The organism is Bradyrhizobium sp. 142, assembly GCF_023074015.1.
Taxonomy (GTDB): domain Bacteria; phylum Pseudomonadota; class Alphaproteobacteria; order Rhizobiales; family Xanthobacteraceae; genus Bradyrhizobium.
Genome location: NZ_JADPKQ010000073.1, coordinates 67,021 through 82,524 on the forward strand (window position 1 = coordinate 67,021; position 15,504 = coordinate 82,524).

At 64.4% G+C, this 15,504-nt stretch carries 10 protein-coding genes and 1 pseudogene; 5 read left to right on the plus strand and 6 right to left on the minus strand.

From position 1 onward, the window contains the following. Positions 1-176: 176 nt before the first annotated feature. The 3 genes from IVA82_RS07830 to IVA82_RS07840 all read left to right on the plus strand — a co-directional run bounded on the left by IVA82_RS07830 (position 177) and on the right by IVA82_RS07840 (position 6,490). Positions 177-1,238, plus strand: coding sequence for an MBL fold metallo-hydrolase (locus IVA82_RS07830; protein WP_247388957.1), 1,062 nt, complete (start codon positions 177-179; stop codon positions 1,236-1,238). A gap of 234 nt (positions 1,239-1,472) precedes the next feature. Next, positions 1,473-2,702, plus strand: coding sequence for a 5-aminolevulinate synthase (hemA, locus tag IVA82_RS07835; RefSeq protein ID WP_247388958.1), 1,230 nt, complete (start codon positions 1,473-1,475; stop codon positions 2,700-2,702). A gap of 278 nt (positions 2,703-2,980) precedes the next feature. Further along, entirely contained in the window at positions 2,981-6,490 is a 3,510-nt protein-coding gene (locus tag IVA82_RS07840; protein WP_247388959.1) for a hybrid sensor histidine kinase/response regulator, read from the plus strand. A gap of 39 nt (positions 6,491-6,529) precedes the next feature. Here the strand turns inward: IVA82_RS07840 and IVA82_RS07845 are convergent, their stop codons facing one another. The 3 genes and pseudogenes from IVA82_RS07845 to IVA82_RS07855 form a co-directional block, all read right to left on the minus strand. Then, complete coding sequence (locus IVA82_RS07845; protein ID WP_247388960.1) at positions 6,530-7,093, minus strand: cytochrome P460 family protein; 564 nt, start codon at positions 7,091-7,093, stop codon at positions 6,530-6,532. An 81-nt stretch (positions 7,094-7,174) separates the two neighbouring features. Continuing rightward, a pseudogene (locus IVA82_RS07850) lies at positions 7,175-8,197 on the minus strand (alpha/beta hydrolase); the annotation flags it as partial. Between the two features lie 36 nt (positions 8,198-8,233). Then, positions 8,234-8,653: an organic hydroperoxide resistance protein gene (locus tag IVA82_RS07855; RefSeq protein ID WP_247388961.1), complete on the minus strand. Its 420-nt coding sequence runs from the start codon at positions 8,651-8,653 to the stop codon at positions 8,234-8,236. A 198-nt stretch (positions 8,654-8,851) separates the two neighbouring features. Here IVA82_RS07855 and IVA82_RS07860 point away from each other — a divergent pair, with 198 nt between their 5' ends. Continuing rightward, on the plus strand, positions 8,852-11,692 hold the full coding sequence (locus tag IVA82_RS07860; protein ID WP_247388962.1) for a winged helix-turn-helix domain-containing protein: 2,841 nt from the start codon (positions 8,852-8,854) through the stop codon (positions 11,690-11,692). A gap of 5 nt (positions 11,693-11,697) precedes the next feature. On the opposite strand, the gene IVA82_RS07865 is transcribed toward IVA82_RS07860, so the two are convergent. Continuing rightward, positions 11,698-12,369 carry a response regulator transcription factor gene (locus IVA82_RS07865; protein WP_247388963.1) on the minus strand — a complete coding sequence of 224 codons (672 nt, stop codon included), beginning with the start codon at positions 12,367-12,369 and terminating at the stop codon, positions 11,698-11,700. A 343-nt stretch (positions 12,370-12,712) separates the two neighbouring features. Between IVA82_RS07865 and IVA82_RS07870 the strand changes: the two genes are divergently transcribed. Beyond that, positions 12,713-14,338, plus strand: coding sequence for an MFS transporter (locus tag IVA82_RS07870; protein WP_247493232.1), 1,626 nt, complete (start codon positions 12,713-12,715; stop codon positions 14,336-14,338). 77 nt (positions 14,339-14,415) lie between these two features. On the opposite strand, the gene IVA82_RS07875 is transcribed toward IVA82_RS07870, so the two are convergent. Both IVA82_RS07875 and IVA82_RS07880 read right to left on the minus strand, forming a co-directional pair. Continuing rightward, complete coding sequence (locus tag IVA82_RS07875) at positions 14,416-14,889, minus strand: secondary thiamine-phosphate synthase enzyme YjbQ (protein ID WP_247388965.1); 474 nt, start codon at positions 14,887-14,889, stop codon at positions 14,416-14,418. 8 nt (positions 14,890-14,897) lie between these two features. Further along, positions 14,898-15,419 carry a hypothetical protein gene (locus IVA82_RS07880; protein WP_247388966.1) on the minus strand — a complete coding sequence of 174 codons (522 nt, stop codon included), beginning with the start codon at positions 15,417-15,419 and terminating at the stop codon, positions 14,898-14,900. Between the last annotated feature and the right edge of the window lie 85 nt (positions 15,420-15,504).

Sequence of the window (15,504 nt, forward strand, 5' to 3'; positions counted from 1 at the left end):
GTAGCCCGGATTTCGCTGAAGCGCAATCCGGGGACAGTGCCACAAGTGCTAAGGTCCCGGATTATGCTTTCGCTCCATCCGGGCTACGGAAAACTGCCTGGAATGACCGCTATGCGGGCCGGCCACGCGTCCTTTTTCGGCTGGCGCGCCGCAGCCAGTGGGTTTAAGCCGGTGGCATGAACCCGAAAACCGACACCATGCAGTCCTCGGCCGAGGCCCTGCGCTACCCCTGGGAACAGCATCCCGGCCCCGAGGAGGTCGTGGAGGTGAAGCCGGGCGTGTTGTGGGCGCGGCTGAAGCTGCCGTTCCGCCTCAACCACGTGAACATCTACCTGCTCGCCGACGGCGATGGCTATGCGATGGTCGATGCCGGCTTCGGCAATGAGGAAACGATCGAGGCCTGGACCAAACTGTTCGACGGTCCGCTGAAGGGCGTCCACATCACCCGGTTGATCGTGACCCATTCGCACCCCGACCATGTCGGGCTCGCGGGGTGGATCGTCGAGCGTTTCAGCTGTCCGCTTCTGATGTCGCAGGTCGAATATCTGCAATCGGTCTATCACCAGAACCGCGGCACCGAGGAGCGGCGCGAGGCGCAGCGGCTGTTCTTCCGCCGTCACGGCATGGACGAAGACCTGACCGACAAGCTGCTCGGGCGCGGCCAGGATTATCTCAAGCGCGTCTCGGTGCTGCCGCCGTCCTACCGCCGCATCTCGCATGGCGACGAGGTCGTGATCGGCACGCGGCGCTTCAAGGTGATCACGGGCGGCGGCCACGCGCTCGACCAGGTGATGCTGTATTGCGCCGACGACAAGCTATTCCTCTCCGCCGATCAGGTGCTGAGCAAGATCTCCCCCAATGTCAGCGTCTGGGCAGTCGAGCCCGACCAGAATTCGCTCGGCGAATATCTGGCCTCGCTGGCCAGCCTCACCACCACGCTGCCCTATGACCTCTTGGTGCTGCCCGGCCACGGCGTGCCGTTCTATGGATTGAAGACCCGCATCAAGCAGCTCGCCGATCACCACGAGGACCGCTGCCGGCTGATTGCGGAGGCCTGCAGCGAGGTGCCGCAGACATCGCGCGAACTGGTGCCGGTGGTGTTCAACAAGTACCCCCTCGATGTGCACCAGATGGGCTTCGCCTCCGGCGAGCTGATCGCCCATGTCAACTACATGCTGGTCGAGGGCCGGTTGACCGCCGAGACCGCCGACGGCGTGCTGCGTTTCAGGACGACGTGAGCGCTGCCTTCATCTCGCTATTTGACCGTCGAGACCGACCGCGACGCCGCTATCGCACAGCAACATTGGCGATCCCGTCGGTATTTTTGACCCACGTCAAGCCGCCGCACGCCCGATAGGGCATTTTGCCCAAATGCCCCACAGGCCCAAATGTGGGATAGCGCATAGACATTAGAGCTGGAAAAGCTCTAAGAAGATGCGAGCCCTTGGTCAGGTTCCGTGCAGGTTTTGCCGATGGATTACAGCCAGTTCTTCAATTCTGCCCTTGATCGTCTGCACACCGAGCGGCGCTACCGCGTGTTCGCCGACCTTGAGCGTATCGCCGGCCGGTTCCCGCATGCGCTCTGGCACTCGCCCAAGGGCAAGCGCGACGTCGTGATCTGGTGCTCCAACGATTATCTCGGCATGGGCCAGCACCCGAAGGTGGTCGGCGCCATGGTCGAGACCGCGACCCGCGTCGGCACCGGCGCAGGCGGCACCCGCAATATCGCCGGCACGCATCATCCGCTGGTGCAGCTCGAAGCCGAGCTCGCTGATCTTCACGGCAAGGAAGCCGCGCTGCTGTTCACGTCGGGCTATGTCTCGAACCAGACCGGCATCGCGACCATCGCCAAGCTGATCCCGAATTGCCTGATCCTGTCGGACGAGCTCAACCACAATTCGATGATCGAGGGCATTCGCCAGTCCGGCTGCGAGCGGATGGTGTTCCGGCACAATGATCTCGCCGATCTCGAGGCGCTGCTGAAAGCGGCCGGTCCGAACCGGCCGAAACTGATCGCCTGCGAGAGCCTCTATTCCATGGACGGCGACGTCGCGCCGCTGGCAAAAATCTGCGATCTCGCCGAGAAATATGGCGCGATGACCTATGTCGACGAGGTCCACGCTGTCGGCATGTACGGTCCGCGCGGCGGCGGTATCGCCGAGCGTGACGGCGTGATGCATCGCATCGACGTGCTCGAAGGCACGCTCGCCAAGGCCTTCGGCTGCCTCGGCGGCTACATCGCCGCCAACGGTCAGATCATCGACGCCGTGCGCTCTTACGCACCGGGCTTCATCTTCACCACCGCGTTGCCGCCGGCGATCTGCTCGGCAGCGACCGCGGCGATCAAGCATCTGAAGACCTCGAGCTGGGAGCGCGAACGCCATCAGGACCGCGCCGCCCGCGTCAAGGCGATCCTCAATGCCGCTGGCCTGCCTGTGATGTCGAACGACACCCACATCGTGCCGCTGTTCATCGGCAATGCCGAGAAGTGCAAGCAGGCCTCCGACCTCCTGCTGGAAGAGCACGGTATCTACATCCAGCCGATCAACTATCCGACCGTCGCCAAGGGCACCGAACGCCTGCGCATCACGCCCTCGCCCTATCATGATGACGGCCTGATCGATCAGCTCGCCGAAGCCTTGCTCCAAGTGTGGGACCGCATTGGTCTGCCTTTGCGCGAGAAGTCGCTGGCGGCGGAGTGATCGTCGTCCTGGCGAACGCCAGGACCCATTACCCCGACTGGGAATTGTTGCAGCTCGCTGGAGCTACCTGCATGCCCATAACTACGTCCTGTGGTTATGGGTCCTGGCCTTCGCCAGGACGACATTGGGGCTGACGGCCTGCCAGGCCACTTAACGACAATACCAGTTCCCGCCCCGTCCGGGCATTTCGCTGTCGCTTGCGCCTGCCCAACGCGCTAGATTTGCAGGGAAAATGAGATCGGGCGCGGAGCTGTCGCGCCCTGGGAGTGCCCGACGCAATGCTCCACGACTGGGGCGTGATCGCCGCCGCCTTCGGCTATATCGGCTTTCTGTTCCTGGTGGCGAGCCACGGCGACCGCCGCTCGCCGGCCGGGCGCGGCCGTGCTTCCGGACTGATCTATCCGCTGTCGCTGGCGATCTACTGTACCTCCTGGACCTTCTTCGGATCGGTGGGCTTTGCTACCCGCACCTCGACCGACTTCCTCGCGATCTATGTCGGCCCGATCCTGATGATCGGGCTCGGCACCGGCGTGCTGCGCCGCGTGATCCAGCTCGCGAAGGCTCACAACATCACCTCGATCGCCGACTTCATCGGCGCGCGCTACGGCAAGAGCCAGGCGGTGGCCGCAACAGTGGCGCTGATCGCGATCATCGGCTCGGTGCCCTACATCGCGCTGCAGCTCAAGGCGGTCGCCTCCTCGCTCGAAACCATTTTGAGCGAGGACCAGGCGTTCTCCCACATCCCGATCCTCGGCGACGTGGCGCTGATGGTGACGCTGGCGATGGCGGCCTTTGCCGTGCTGTTCGGCACGCGGCAGACCGATGCCACCGAGCACCAGCACGGCCTGATGCTGGCGATCGCGACCGAATCCATCATCAAGCTGGTCGCCTTCCTCGCCGCCGGCATCTTCGTCACCTTCTGGATGTTCTCGCCGCACGAATTGATCGAGCGCGCCATGAAGACACCGGAGGCGGTGCGCGCGATTAACTATTCGCCGTCGATCGGCAACTTCCTCACCATGACGCTGCTATCGCTCTGCGCGATCATGCTGCTGCCGCGCCAGTTCCATGTCAGCGTGGTCGAAAACTCCTCGGATGCCGAGGTCGGCCGCGCACGCTGGCTGTTTCCGCTCTATCTGGTCGCGATCAATTTGTTCGTGATCCCGATCGCGCTCGCCGGTCTCGTCACCTTCCCGTTCGGCGCCGTCGATCCTGATATGTACGTGCTGGCGCTGCCGATCGAGGGCGGCGCGAACCTGCTCAGCGTCGCCGTCTTCGTCGGCGGCCTGTCGGCCGCAACCGCGATGGTGATCGTCGAATGCGTCGCGCTCTCGATCATGGTCTCGAACGACCTCGTGGTGCCGCTGGTGCTAAAACGACGGCCGGAAGGGCGCACCGGCGGCGCCGATTTCAGCGACTTCCTGCTGCGCTCGCGCCGGCTCGCGATCTTCGCCATCATGGTGATGGCCTATTTCTACTACCGCGCGCTCGGCAACACCCAGCTCGTGGCGATCGGCCTGCTCTCCTTTGCCGCCATCGCCCAGTTGGCACCAAGCTTCTTCGGCGGGCTGTTGTGGCGGCGCGCCACCGCGCGTGGCGCCATCGGCGGCATGCTGGTCGGCTTCGTGGTTTGGCTCTACACACTGTTCATTCCGAGCTTCATGGACACCTCGACTTCAGGAATCCTGTTGCTCCAGCACGGGCCGTTCGGGATCGAGGCGCTGCGGCCACAGGCGCTGTTCGGCGCCGACCTGCCGCCGCTGATGCATGGCGTCATCTGGTCGCTCTCGCTCAATATCCTCACCTATGTGCTGCTGTCGTTGGCGCGGCGGCCGAGCTCCATCGAGCTGGTGCAGGCCGATCTGTTCGTGCCCGACACACTCGCCCCGATCTCTCCGAACTTTCGCCGCTGGCGCACCACCGTCACCGTGCAGGATATCCAGACCACGGTCGCGCAATATCTCGGACCCGACCGCGCCCGGCATTCGTTCGAGGCGTTTTCGGCCCGGCGCAATGTGCGGCTGGAGCACGCGGCGCCCGCCGATTTCGAGCTGTTGCAACACGCCGAGCACCTGATCGCCTCCTCGATCGGCGCGGCGTCCTCGCGCCTGGTGATGTCGCTGCTGCTGCGCAAGCGGACGGTTTCTGCGAAAGCGGCGCTGAAGCTGCTCGACGATTCCCATGCAGCGCTGCATTTCAACCGCGAGATCCTTCAGACCGCGCTCAACCACGTGCGCCAGGGCATCGCAGTGTTCGATGCCGACCTGCAACTGATCTGCTCCAACCGGCAGTTCGGCGATCTCCTCAACGTGCCGCCGCACTTCATCCAGTTCGGCACGCCCTTGCGCGAAATCCTGGAATTGATGGGCGTGAGCGAACCGGCCGATCCAGTCGAGCGCGAGGCCATGCTGGAGCGCCGGCTCGCGGCCTACACCACCGACAGCGAGCCTTATCTCGAGCGCCTGCCCGACCGCCACATGGTGATCGAGATCTTGACCAACCGCATGCCCGGCGGCGGCCTCGTGATCACCTTCACCGACGTCACGCCCACGTTCGAGGCGGCCGAAGCGCTGGAGCGCGCCAATGCGTCGCTGGAAAAGCGGGTGCGCGACCGCACCGAGGAGCTGACCCGGCTGAATTCCGAGCTGGCGCTGGCCAAGAGCGCGGCCGAAGACGCCAGCATCTCCAAGACGCGCTTCCTGGCGGCAGCCAGCCACGACATCCTCCAGCCGCTGAACGCGGCGCGGCTCTATGTTACCAGCCTGGTCGAGCGCCAGCATGGCGGCGAGGAGACGCGGCTGGTCGAGAACATCGACGAGTCGCTGCAGGCGATCGAGGAGATCCTCGGCGCGCTGCTCGACATCTCACGGCTGGATGCCGGCGCGATGACCACTTCGATCTCGAGCTTCAAGATGGCCGATCTGATGCGCTCGCTGGAGATCGAGTTCGCGCCGATCGCGCGCGCCAAAAACCTGGAGCTCGCCTTCGTGCCCTGCTCGCTCCCGGTCGAGTCGGACCGGCTGCTGCTGCGGCGGCTGCTGCAGAACCTGATCTCCAACGCGATCAAATATACCCCGCGCGGGCGCGTGCTGGTCGGCTGCCGCCGCCGTGGCGCCTCGCTCAAGATCTGCGTCTACGACACCGGCGTCGGCATTCCACAGGTCAAGCGCGGCGAGATCTTCAAGGAATTCCACCGCCTGGAGCAGGGGGCACGGATCGCGCGCGGACTGGGGCTCGGGTTGTCGATCGTCGAGCGGCTGGCGCGCGTGCTCAACCACGGCATCGCCATCGACTCCAATGCGAGCGGCGGCTCGGTGTTTTCGGTGACGGTGCCGACCGCGAAGGCGATTACCCACACAGCCGCCGTGACCAGCGCGACGCCGCTCGCACGCACGCCGATCTCGGGCGCCCTGATCGTGTGCATCGAGAACGATGCCGCGATCCTCGATGGCATGCGCACGCTGCTGAAGGCCTGGGACGCCGAGGTGATCGCGGTGGCCGATCCCGAGGGCGCGATCGCCGCCATCGAAGCCGCCGGGAGACGGGTCACCGGCCTGCTCGTCGATTATCATCTCGACCGCGGCAACGGCATCGCCGCCATTCGCGACATCCGCCGCCGCTTCGGCGACACCATCCCGGCGATCCTGATCACCGCCGACCGCAGCCCCGCCGTGCAGGTGGCCGCGCGGGATGAAAAGGTCGCGGTGCTCAACAAGCCGGTCAAGCCGGCCTCGCTCCGCGCGCTGCTCGGTCAGTGGCGCACGCAGCAGATGGTGGCGGCGGAGTGAAGTCAGCCTTGTTGCGAAGGGTCGACAGGCCGCCGGCGATCAAGGCGCAAGCCGCGTGAAAACGTAATTGTGGCCCTTCGCCCGGGCTTCGTGGCAGGCAAAGCAGGTGCGGTGCTGGGCCTCGTCGACCGGCTTGCCGTTGATGAAGCGGCCAAAACCCCAGCCGCCGTTTGATGCGTATTTTTTGGAATCCTTGACCATCACCTGGACCGTGGTGGCGGCGCCGGGAATTGTCGCGGACGCAAATTCGGGTGACTGCTTTCGCTTCCAGGCACGCTTGACCAGAATGGTTCCGTCCGGGAACGGGAGCTTTCCGTCATGATAGGCATCGATCGCGATATTGTTGCCGACGACGGCGCGAAGCTCGTTCAACGGAGCCGCCTCCTCGGCTGGCGCGATCAGCTCCCACTGCCTGTAGCCCTCGGGAATAGTGACGCCGAAGATCGGCGAGGCATCTCCGGCGCCGCGTTGCGCCGGCCCCTGCGCAAGCGCGATCGTCACCAGATATGGCACGCATGTCAGGAGGACGACGAGAAGGACCATCGCCAGCACAATGACCGTGGCATGAGGAAATCTTTTCTTTTCAGGTTCGGTTGACGTCATGGCATCGCATCAGGCTGAGCTCGTGGGACGATCCCCGGTCCAGCCACGCCGGACTGGGACATTGAAAATTTCTCGGGCGCCGCCGTCGGCGTCGACAACTGCCTTGGCAAAGGCCTTCGGCGCTTCCTGCGGCAGGTTGTGACCGATGCCGCCGGTGATCAGGCGATGCTCGAACCGGCCCGAGAACTTCTTGGCATAGGCGCTGACGTCTGGGTGCGGCGCGCCGTTGGCGTCGCCTTCGAGCGTGATCGTGGGTACGTCGATGTTGGGCGTTGTCGCAATCTTCTTTTCAAGTTGATCGTATTTCGCTTCGCCCTGAGCTAGCCCCAGCCGCCAGCGGTAATTATGGATCGTGATCGCGACATGATCCTTGTTGTCTAGCGCCGCCGCGCTGCGGTCGAAGGTGGCGTCGTCGAATTTCCACTGCGGTGAAGCGAGCTTCCAGATCAGTTTTGCGAAATCATGCGTGTACTTCTCGTACCCGGCGCGGCCGCGCTCGGTCGCAAAATAGAACTGGTACCACCATTGCAGTTCGGCCTGCGGCGGCAGCGGCGTGGCTCCGGCCGCCTCGCCAGAGATCAGATAGCCGCTGACCGACACCAGCGCACGGCAGCGCTCGGGCCACAGCGCGGCGATGATACCGGCGGTCCGCGCGCCCCAGTCGAATCCGGCAACGACCGCTTTCTTGATGTTGAGTGCATCCATCAGCGCGATGATGTCGACGGCCATCGCTGCCGGCTCGCCGTTGCGCAGCGTCTCGCTGGAGAGGAAGTGCGTCGTGCCGTAGCCGCGCAAGTATGGGATGATCACGCGATAGCCGGCCTGCGCCAGGATCGGCGCGACATCGACGAAGGCGTGAATATCGTAAGGCCAGCCGTGCAGCAGGATCGCGACGGGGCCGTTCGAGAGACCGGCCTCCGCATAGCCGACGTTGAGGACGCCGGTATCGATCTGCTTGATCGCACCGAAAGACGCAGTCGACGCGGAGGAGCGCGGCGCATCCGTCTCGGCACCGGCGAGGTCGATCACGCCGAGACCGACGGCCGCTGTTCCCGCGGCGACGCCAAGAAACTTGCGGCGATGTTGGTCGATGATGTGATTCATGGTGTTGCTACCTTGTTGGTGGTGGGTGATGGTGCGTCAGATCAGCGCGACCGTGACGTCGATATTGCCGCGGACGGCCCTGGAATAGGGGCAAGTCTGGTGCGCCTCATCGATGACGGCGCGCGCGACGTCGCCATCGAGGCCCGGCAGGCTGACATTGATGCGTGCCCGAAGGGAATAAGCGCCCTCGTCGAGCACAAGGTCGATCTCGGCATCGATCGCGCATTTTCTGGGGAGTGCGATCTTTCGCTTGCGGGCCGCGATCTCCATGGCGCCTTCGAAGCAGGCTGACCAGCCGGCCGCGAACAATTGCTCGGGATTGGTGCCGATGCCCGCGCCGCCCGGCGGCGACAGCCTCACGTCGAGACGGCCGTCGGAGCTGCGCGACATGCCGTCTTGCCGCCCGCCGGCGGTGTGGGTGCGGGCCGTGTAGAGCAGTTTTGCCGTCTGGCTCATGAGAGTCTCCTTGCCGTCGCGCAATTGCCTAGCAGCAGCAGCCGCGGCACACCCGTTTGGTCTTGTGAGAAGTTGTGAGGCCCGTGCGGAACCCGCGATTGCGAGACCTGCACCCACGTTCTGATCACGATGCAAGGCCGGCCTTGCCGGATCGCAGTCCGCTGGCTATCCGGTTCTCTCAAATGGACAGACTTCGCCATGACTGAGCCGGCAGGGCCCACGGCAGGAATGCTATCGTTCGGGCCATTCACCGTGACGCCGCAGGAGAGGCTCGTGACGCGCGAGGGCGTCGTGCTGCCGTTCGGCGCCAAGAGCTTCGATACGCTGATCGCATTGATGTCGCGGCCGAACGAGGTGGTCAGCAAGCTGGAGCTGATGGACCTGGTCTGGCCCGGCATGCTCGTCGAGGAAGCGAACTTGCGCTTTCACATCGCGGCGCTTCGGAAAGCTCTGGGCGACGGCAAGGACGGCGCCCGCTACATCACAACGCTGTCCGGGCGCGGCCATTGCTTCGTGGCGCCGATCTCGCGGAGCGGTCGTCCCGCACAGCGCCGCCCTGCGAGCGGGGCGGAATTGCCGCCCGTCAAACTTCCGAACCGGCTGCAGCGGATGGTCGGGCGGGACGATGCGATCGCTACCTTGTCGGAAAAACTCATCGCGTCGCGCTTCATCACGATCGTCGGCCCGGGCGGCGTCGGCAAGACCGCAATTGCCGTGGCGATCGCCCACGACCTGCTCGAGACGTTCGCCGATGCCGCGCATTTCGTCGATCTTGCCGCGCTCAGCGATCCCGATCTCGTGATCACCTCGATCCTGCTGATGCTCGGCCTGCCGGCGCAGACCGACGATCCGATGCCCGCCTTGCTTGCGCATCTGCATGACAAGAAGCTGCTGCTGATCCTGGACAATTGCGAGCACGTCATCGCGGCGGCCGCGCCTCTGGCTGCAGAGATATTTCGGACCGCGCCGCAGGTTCATATCCTGGCCACCAGCCGGGAAGCTCTGCGCGTCGAGGGCGAGCAGGTCTATCGACTGGCGCCGCTTGCCGTTCCACCCGATGGCCCCGGACTGACGGCCGCCGTCGCGCAGACCTATCCCGCGCTGGAACTGTTTCTCGAACGCGCGAGAGCCGGCGGCGCGCAGATCGCGCTCGACGATACCAATGCCGCCATCGCCGCTGGTATCTGCCGCAAGCTCGACGGCATGGCCCTGGCGATCGAGCTCGCCGCCGGCCGGGTCGAAGCCTATGGCCTGAAGCAGACCGCGGCGCTGCTGGATGAACGCCTCAACCTGCTCTGGCAGGGTCAGCGTACCGCGCCGCCGCGGCAGAAGACGTTGCAGACTACGCTGGACTGGAGCTACGAGCTCCTGTCCGACGTCGAACGCCTCGTGCTGCGCCGGCTTGCAGTCTTCGCCGGGCATTTCACCATTGACGCCGCGCTCGAGGTCGTACCGGACGAACGCGTCGACCGCGCTCGGCTGTTTGAAGCCATCGACAGCCTCGTCGCCAAGTCGATGGTGGCGCCGCGACCGATCGGCGCGATGATGCGCTACCGCCTGCTGGACACGACGCGCGCCTATCTGCTCGAGATCGCGCGAGACGAAGCTGCACTCGCTGCCCGCCACGCCAACTACTACCGGCGATGGCTGGAACAGGCCGGCACGACATGGGCGACGGTGCCGAGCGCCGACGAACGCGTGATCCATTTTTCCGCACTTCACAATGTACGCGCCGCGCTGGACTGGAGTTTTGGGACCGGCGGCGACGCCGGCATCGGAGTCGCTCTCGCCGCCGCCGCGGCACCAATCTTTCTGGCGATGTCCCTGCTCATCGAGTGCAGGCGCTGGTCCGAGCGGGCGCTGCTTGCGATTGATCCGCCCGCGCGCGGCAGTGCCGCGGAAATGCACCTCCAGGCCGCTCTCGGACTGACCTTGATGTTCACGCGCGGTGGCAGCGAGGCCGCGCGCAACGCCCTGACCAGGAGCCTTGCGATCGCCGAGACGCGCGGAGACGCGCCGAACCAGCTCCAGCTGCTTGGCCGTATGCACATCTTCCACGAGCGCATCGGACAGTTCGACACGGCGCTCGGCTATGCGCGGCAGAGCCTCATCGTCGCCGAAGCGCTGGGCGATCCCGCCTCCATCGCTCTCGCCCATTCACTGCTGGGCGTCTCGCTGCATCTGGCCGGCGAGCATCGCGATGCGCTGAAAATGCTGGAGCTCGCCTGGGAGGGGCCCGGCACGGAACGGATCAGTACGGTCTACGGCTTCGATCATCGCAATCGGGCCGGCATCTCGCTTGCCAGAGAGCTGTGGCTGCAGGGCCAGTCTTCGCGTGCGCGGCAACTGGCGCAGCAGACCGTCGCCGAGGCCGCCCAGATGGACCATCCGATCACGCTTTGTATCGCCTTGATCTGGGCGGTCTCGATCGATCTGTGGGGCGGAGACATCGACGGTGCGGAAGAGAACATCGATCGATTCATCGCTCACGCCGAGTCGCGCTCGATGGGCCCGTATCTTGCGGTCGGAAGAGGCGTGAAAGGCGAACTCGCGATCCGGCGCGGCGACGCCGCGGGCGGCGTCGAGACGATCAGGCCCTGCCTCCAGGAACTTCACGATGCCGGCTACGAACTGCTAACCACGACGTTCAACATCGCGCTGGTTCATGGCCTTCTGGCACTCGATCAGATCGAACAGAGCGCGCGCTTGATCGACGATGCGATCCGCCTTGTCGAGCAAAGCGGCGATCATTTGTACATGCCTGAGCTGTTGCGCCTGAAAGGCAAGGTGCTGCTGTCCCTGCCGCGGCCCGAGGCCGAGAAGGCGGAGACCCATTTGATGCAATCGCTTGAGCTCAGCCGCCGCAAAGGCGCGAAAGCATGGGAATTGAGGGCGGCGATCGATCTTGCGCAGCTTCTCGCTGAACAGCACCGCCGCAAGGAAGCAAGGCTATCGCTTCAATCGGCGCTCGAAGGCTTCGTTGTAGGTTCCGAGACGGCTGATATCAGGGCAGCCAGTTCGCTCATGAAGACGCTGTAGCGGAATCACCCCGTCGGGGTGCCCTGCCTCCACTGCCCGCCGGCGATCTTCGCGGCGGCGATCACAGCCTGGGTGCGGCTTTCGACACCGAGCTTTTGCAGGATCGCCGAGACATGGGCCTTGATGGTGGCCTCAGAGACACCGAGCTCGTAGGCGATCTGCTTGTTGAGGAGGCCCTCCGACAGCATCATCAGAACCCGCACCTGCTGCGGCGTCAGCGTCACCAGGCGGTCGCGCAGCCGGGTCATGTCGGGGTCGGCGGCGGCCGACAGGTCGGTGTCGGCGGGAACCCAGACATCTCCCTCCATGACTTTGAGGATCGCATCGCGCAGCGTCTCGACCCCGAAGCGCTTCGGAATGAAGCCGGAGGCGCCGAAATCGAGCGAGCGGCGGATCGTGGCGCTGTCGTCGGAGGCCGAGACGATGACCACCGGGATCGCAGGATATTGCGCGCGCAGATAGATCAGGCCGGAAAAGCCTGAAATCCCGGGCATCGAGAGGTCGAGCAGGATCAGGTCGACATCGGACGTCTGCTCCAGAAACTTGGTCAAATCCTCGAACGATCCGGCCTCATCGATCTTGGCCGAGGTCAGGACCCCGGCCACCGCCTGCCGAAGCGCATCGCGGAACAGCGGGTGATCATCGGCGATGATGAGATGGGTCGAGGGAGCGTTCATCGATCTCTTGCTATCGTTCGCGCCGGGCCAGTCAGCCGGATCCGGGTCGGCTCAATTCTTCCCCGACCAGCCGTGGCATGCAAGTGCACATTATCCCTTTGTGGCAAAGGGGTTAATCCACAAGCCGCGTGCTGCTGCTCGGCACCCGATACCCGCGCATCAGGCGAGCGTCAGTGCGCAAGGCCGAAAGTCGTATTGGGGTCGGTTTCACGGCGATGTTACTTTGGCGGCAAGGCCCTGGTCGATCCGGGAGGATCCGGACGTCGGGGACATGAGGAAACACGTTTCGGGGAGCGATCGCAACATGTCGACAATGGCTGTGTCTCAGGCGCGCACAGGAGGTATGACGAAGGACGAACGTTTCGTCATTCTCGCCTCCTCGCTCGGTACCGTCTTCGAGTGGTACGACTTCTACCTTTACGGATCGCTGGCTTCGATCATCGGCGCGCAGTTCTTCTCGGCCTATCCGCCGGCAACGCGCGACATCTTCGCGCTGCTGGCGTTTGCTGCGGGCTTCCTGGTCCGCCCGTTCGGTGCCATCGTGTTCGGCCGTATCGGCGACATCGTCGGCCGCAAATACACCTTCCTTGTCACCATCCTGATCATGGGCCTGTCGACCTTCATCGTCGGCCTGCTGCCGAACGCCGCGACCATCGGCTTCGCAGCTCCCGTGATCCTGATCGCGTTGCGTCTCGCCCAAGGTCTCGCCCTCGGCGGCGAGTATGGCGGTGCGGCCACCTATGTCGCCGAGCATGCGCCGAACGGCAAGCGCGGCTACTATACCTCGTTCATCCAGACCACCGCGACGCTCGGCCTGTTCCTGTCGCTGCTGGTGATCCTGTTCACCCGTTCCGCGATCGGCGAAGCCGATTTCGCTGCGTGGGGTTGGCGCATCCCGTTCCTGGTCTCCGTGCTGTTGCTCGGCGTCTCGGTCTGGATCCGTCTCCGCCTCAATGAATCGCCGATCTTCCAGAAGATGAAGGACGAGGGCAAGAGCTCGAAGGCGCCGCTGACGGAGGCCTTCGCCAACTGGCAGAACGGCAAGCTCGTGCTGCTCGCGCTGCTCGGGGGCACGATGGGCCAGGGCGTGGTCTGGTACACCGGCCAGTTCTACGCGCTGTTCTTCCTGCAATCGATCCTGAAGGTCGACGGTTACACGGCGAACCTGCTGATCGCCTGGTCGCTCCTGTTCGGCACCGGCTTCTTCATCGTGTTCGGCGCGCTCTCGGATAAGATCGGCCGCAAGCCGATCATCCTCGGCGGCTGCCTGATTGCGGCGCTGACCTTCTTCCCGATCTTCAAGATGATCACCACCAATGCCAACCCGGCGCTGGAGAAGGCGATCGAGGCAACGAAGGTCGAGGTGGTGGCCGATCCCGCGGGCTGCGGCGACCTGTTCAACCCGGTCGGTACCCGCGTCTTCACCTCGCCATGCGACACGGCACGCGCCTTCCTGTCGCAGTCGTCGGTCAAGTACGCAACGACCAGCGGCGCGGCCGGCTCCGGCGTCAAGGTCGTCGTCAACGGCAAGGATGTGGCCTACAGCAACGCCAAGGACAGCAACCCGGCGGTGCTCGCTGCGGTGCAGGCAGCCGGCTATCCCAAGGCAGGTGACGCCGGCATCGTGAAGATGTCGAATCCGTTCGACATCTTCCGCCCGCACGTCGCAGCGATCATCGGACTCTTGTTCATCCTGGTGATCTTCGTCACGATGGTCTACGGGCCGATCGCGGCGATGCTGGTCGAGCTGTTCCCGACCAAGATCCGCTACACCTCGATGTCGCTGCCCTATCACATCGGCAACGGCTGGTTCGGCGGCCTGTTGCCCGCGACCGCATTCGCGATCGTGGCCTCGAGCGGCGACATTTATGCGGGCCTCTGGTATCCGATCGCGTTCGCGGTGATCACCGCAGTGGTCGGCTTCCTCTTCCTCCCCGAGACCAAGGACGTCGACATCAAGTCGAACTGATCGCAGGATGCCGGCGTACGACGCCGGCTTCACGGATGACAAACCGGCCGCGGGTATCCGCGGCCGGTTTTGTTTTGTCACTGCGATGAGCCGATAAATTGCAGCACGACCTCGCGCCGATGCGGACGGCTACGATGCTCGATCAGATAGATCGCCTGCCACGTACCCAGCGCAAGCGCGCCATCCAGGACCGGCACGTTGAGCGAGGTCTGCGTCAGCATTGTCTTTATATGCGCCGGCATATCGTCCGGCCCTTCGGTGTCATGGGTCCAGCCGGCATTTTCGGGCGCGAGCCGGGACAGCGCGGTGCCGAGATCGACGAGCACGGAAGGATCGGCGTTTTCCTGGATCGTCAGCGACGCCGAGGTGTGGCGGATGAACAGCGTCACCGCGCCGACTCGTGCACGAACGTCCTTGCTGAACTTCGCAACTTCGGCCGTGAGATCGACCAAGCCTCGTCCGGGCGTCGGTACCGTCAATATCGAGGTACTGATGGACGTGGCTTGCACAATCGACGGCACCGAGCGCGTCATGTGCTTGTCAGATGTCATTTAAACTCTCAAATCTTCCCCGACACGTCCTTCTGGACGCGGCTCGCCATGTCGATCAGCCGTCGCCATGCCTTTTCCAGGAACGACATCACGCGGTCGACATCCTGGTCACTCGGCAGCGGGATCTCGATCTTGCGCTCGCCGTCGGCGACCTTCGGCTCCGCCTTCTTCAACGAATCTGACTTCGGCAGCGCCTCGTCGACCTTGCCCGACACGGTCGGCCCGGTAGCGAGCTGGCCCTTCAGCTTGTCCACCTCGGCCTGGAGCCGGCCGATCTCGGCATCGAATGCAGCGCGCTCGTCGGGCACTACGTAACAGGCCCAGTCGGTGCCGTTCTTCGTGCAGGTCGACATCGTGCCGGTGCGGGTGTCGAGCCGCAGCACGCCCTCCGGGATGGGCGTCATGGAATAGCGGCCATTGTCGCTGTCGGGCGTGGATTGCGCGGCAACGAGGCCGCCGCTGATTGCAACCAGGGCGGCGAGCGCCAAGGCTGCAAGCCATGATGTTGTGGATGATTTCGCTGGTCTCATCGCGCTCTCCGCCACGGCGCTGCTGCTTCTTTCCTGCAAGTCTACACCCCGGCGGCGGAATCCGCCGCCTAAACCGGTCAATGAA

Coding starts and splice junctions, on each gene's coding strand:
- IVA82_RS07830 (WP_247388957.1), top strand. CDS start 177: ATGAACCCGAAAACCGACACCATGCAGTCCTCGGCCGAGGCCCTGCGC.
- hemA (WP_247388958.1), top strand. CDS start 1,473: ATGGATTACAGCCAGTTCTTCAATTCTGCCCTTGATCGTCTGCACACC.
- IVA82_RS07840 (WP_247388959.1), top strand. CDS start 2,981: ATGCTCCACGACTGGGGCGTGATCGCCGCCGCCTTCGGCTATATCGGC.
- IVA82_RS07845 (WP_247388960.1), bottom strand. CDS start 7,093: ATGACGTCAACCGAACCTGAAAAGAAAAGATTTCCTCATGCCACGGTC.
- IVA82_RS07855 (WP_247388961.1), bottom strand. CDS start 8,653: ATGAGCCAGACGGCAAAACTGCTCTACACGGCCCGCACCCACACCGCC.
- IVA82_RS07860 (WP_247388962.1), top strand. CDS start 8,852: ATGACTGAGCCGGCAGGGCCCACGGCAGGAATGCTATCGTTCGGGCCA.
- IVA82_RS07865 (WP_247388963.1), bottom strand. CDS start 12,369: ATGAACGCTCCCTCGACCCATCTCATCATCGCCGATGATCACCCGCTG.
- IVA82_RS07870 (WP_247493232.1), top strand. CDS start 12,713: ATGACGAAGGACGAACGTTTCGTCATTCTCGCCTCCTCGCTCGGTACC.
- IVA82_RS07875 (WP_247388965.1), bottom strand. CDS start 14,889: ATGACATCTGACAAGCACATGACGCGCTCGGTGCCGTCGATTGTGCAA.
- IVA82_RS07880 (WP_247388966.1), bottom strand. CDS start 15,419: ATGAGACCAGCGAAATCATCCACAACATCATGGCTTGCAGCCTTGGCG.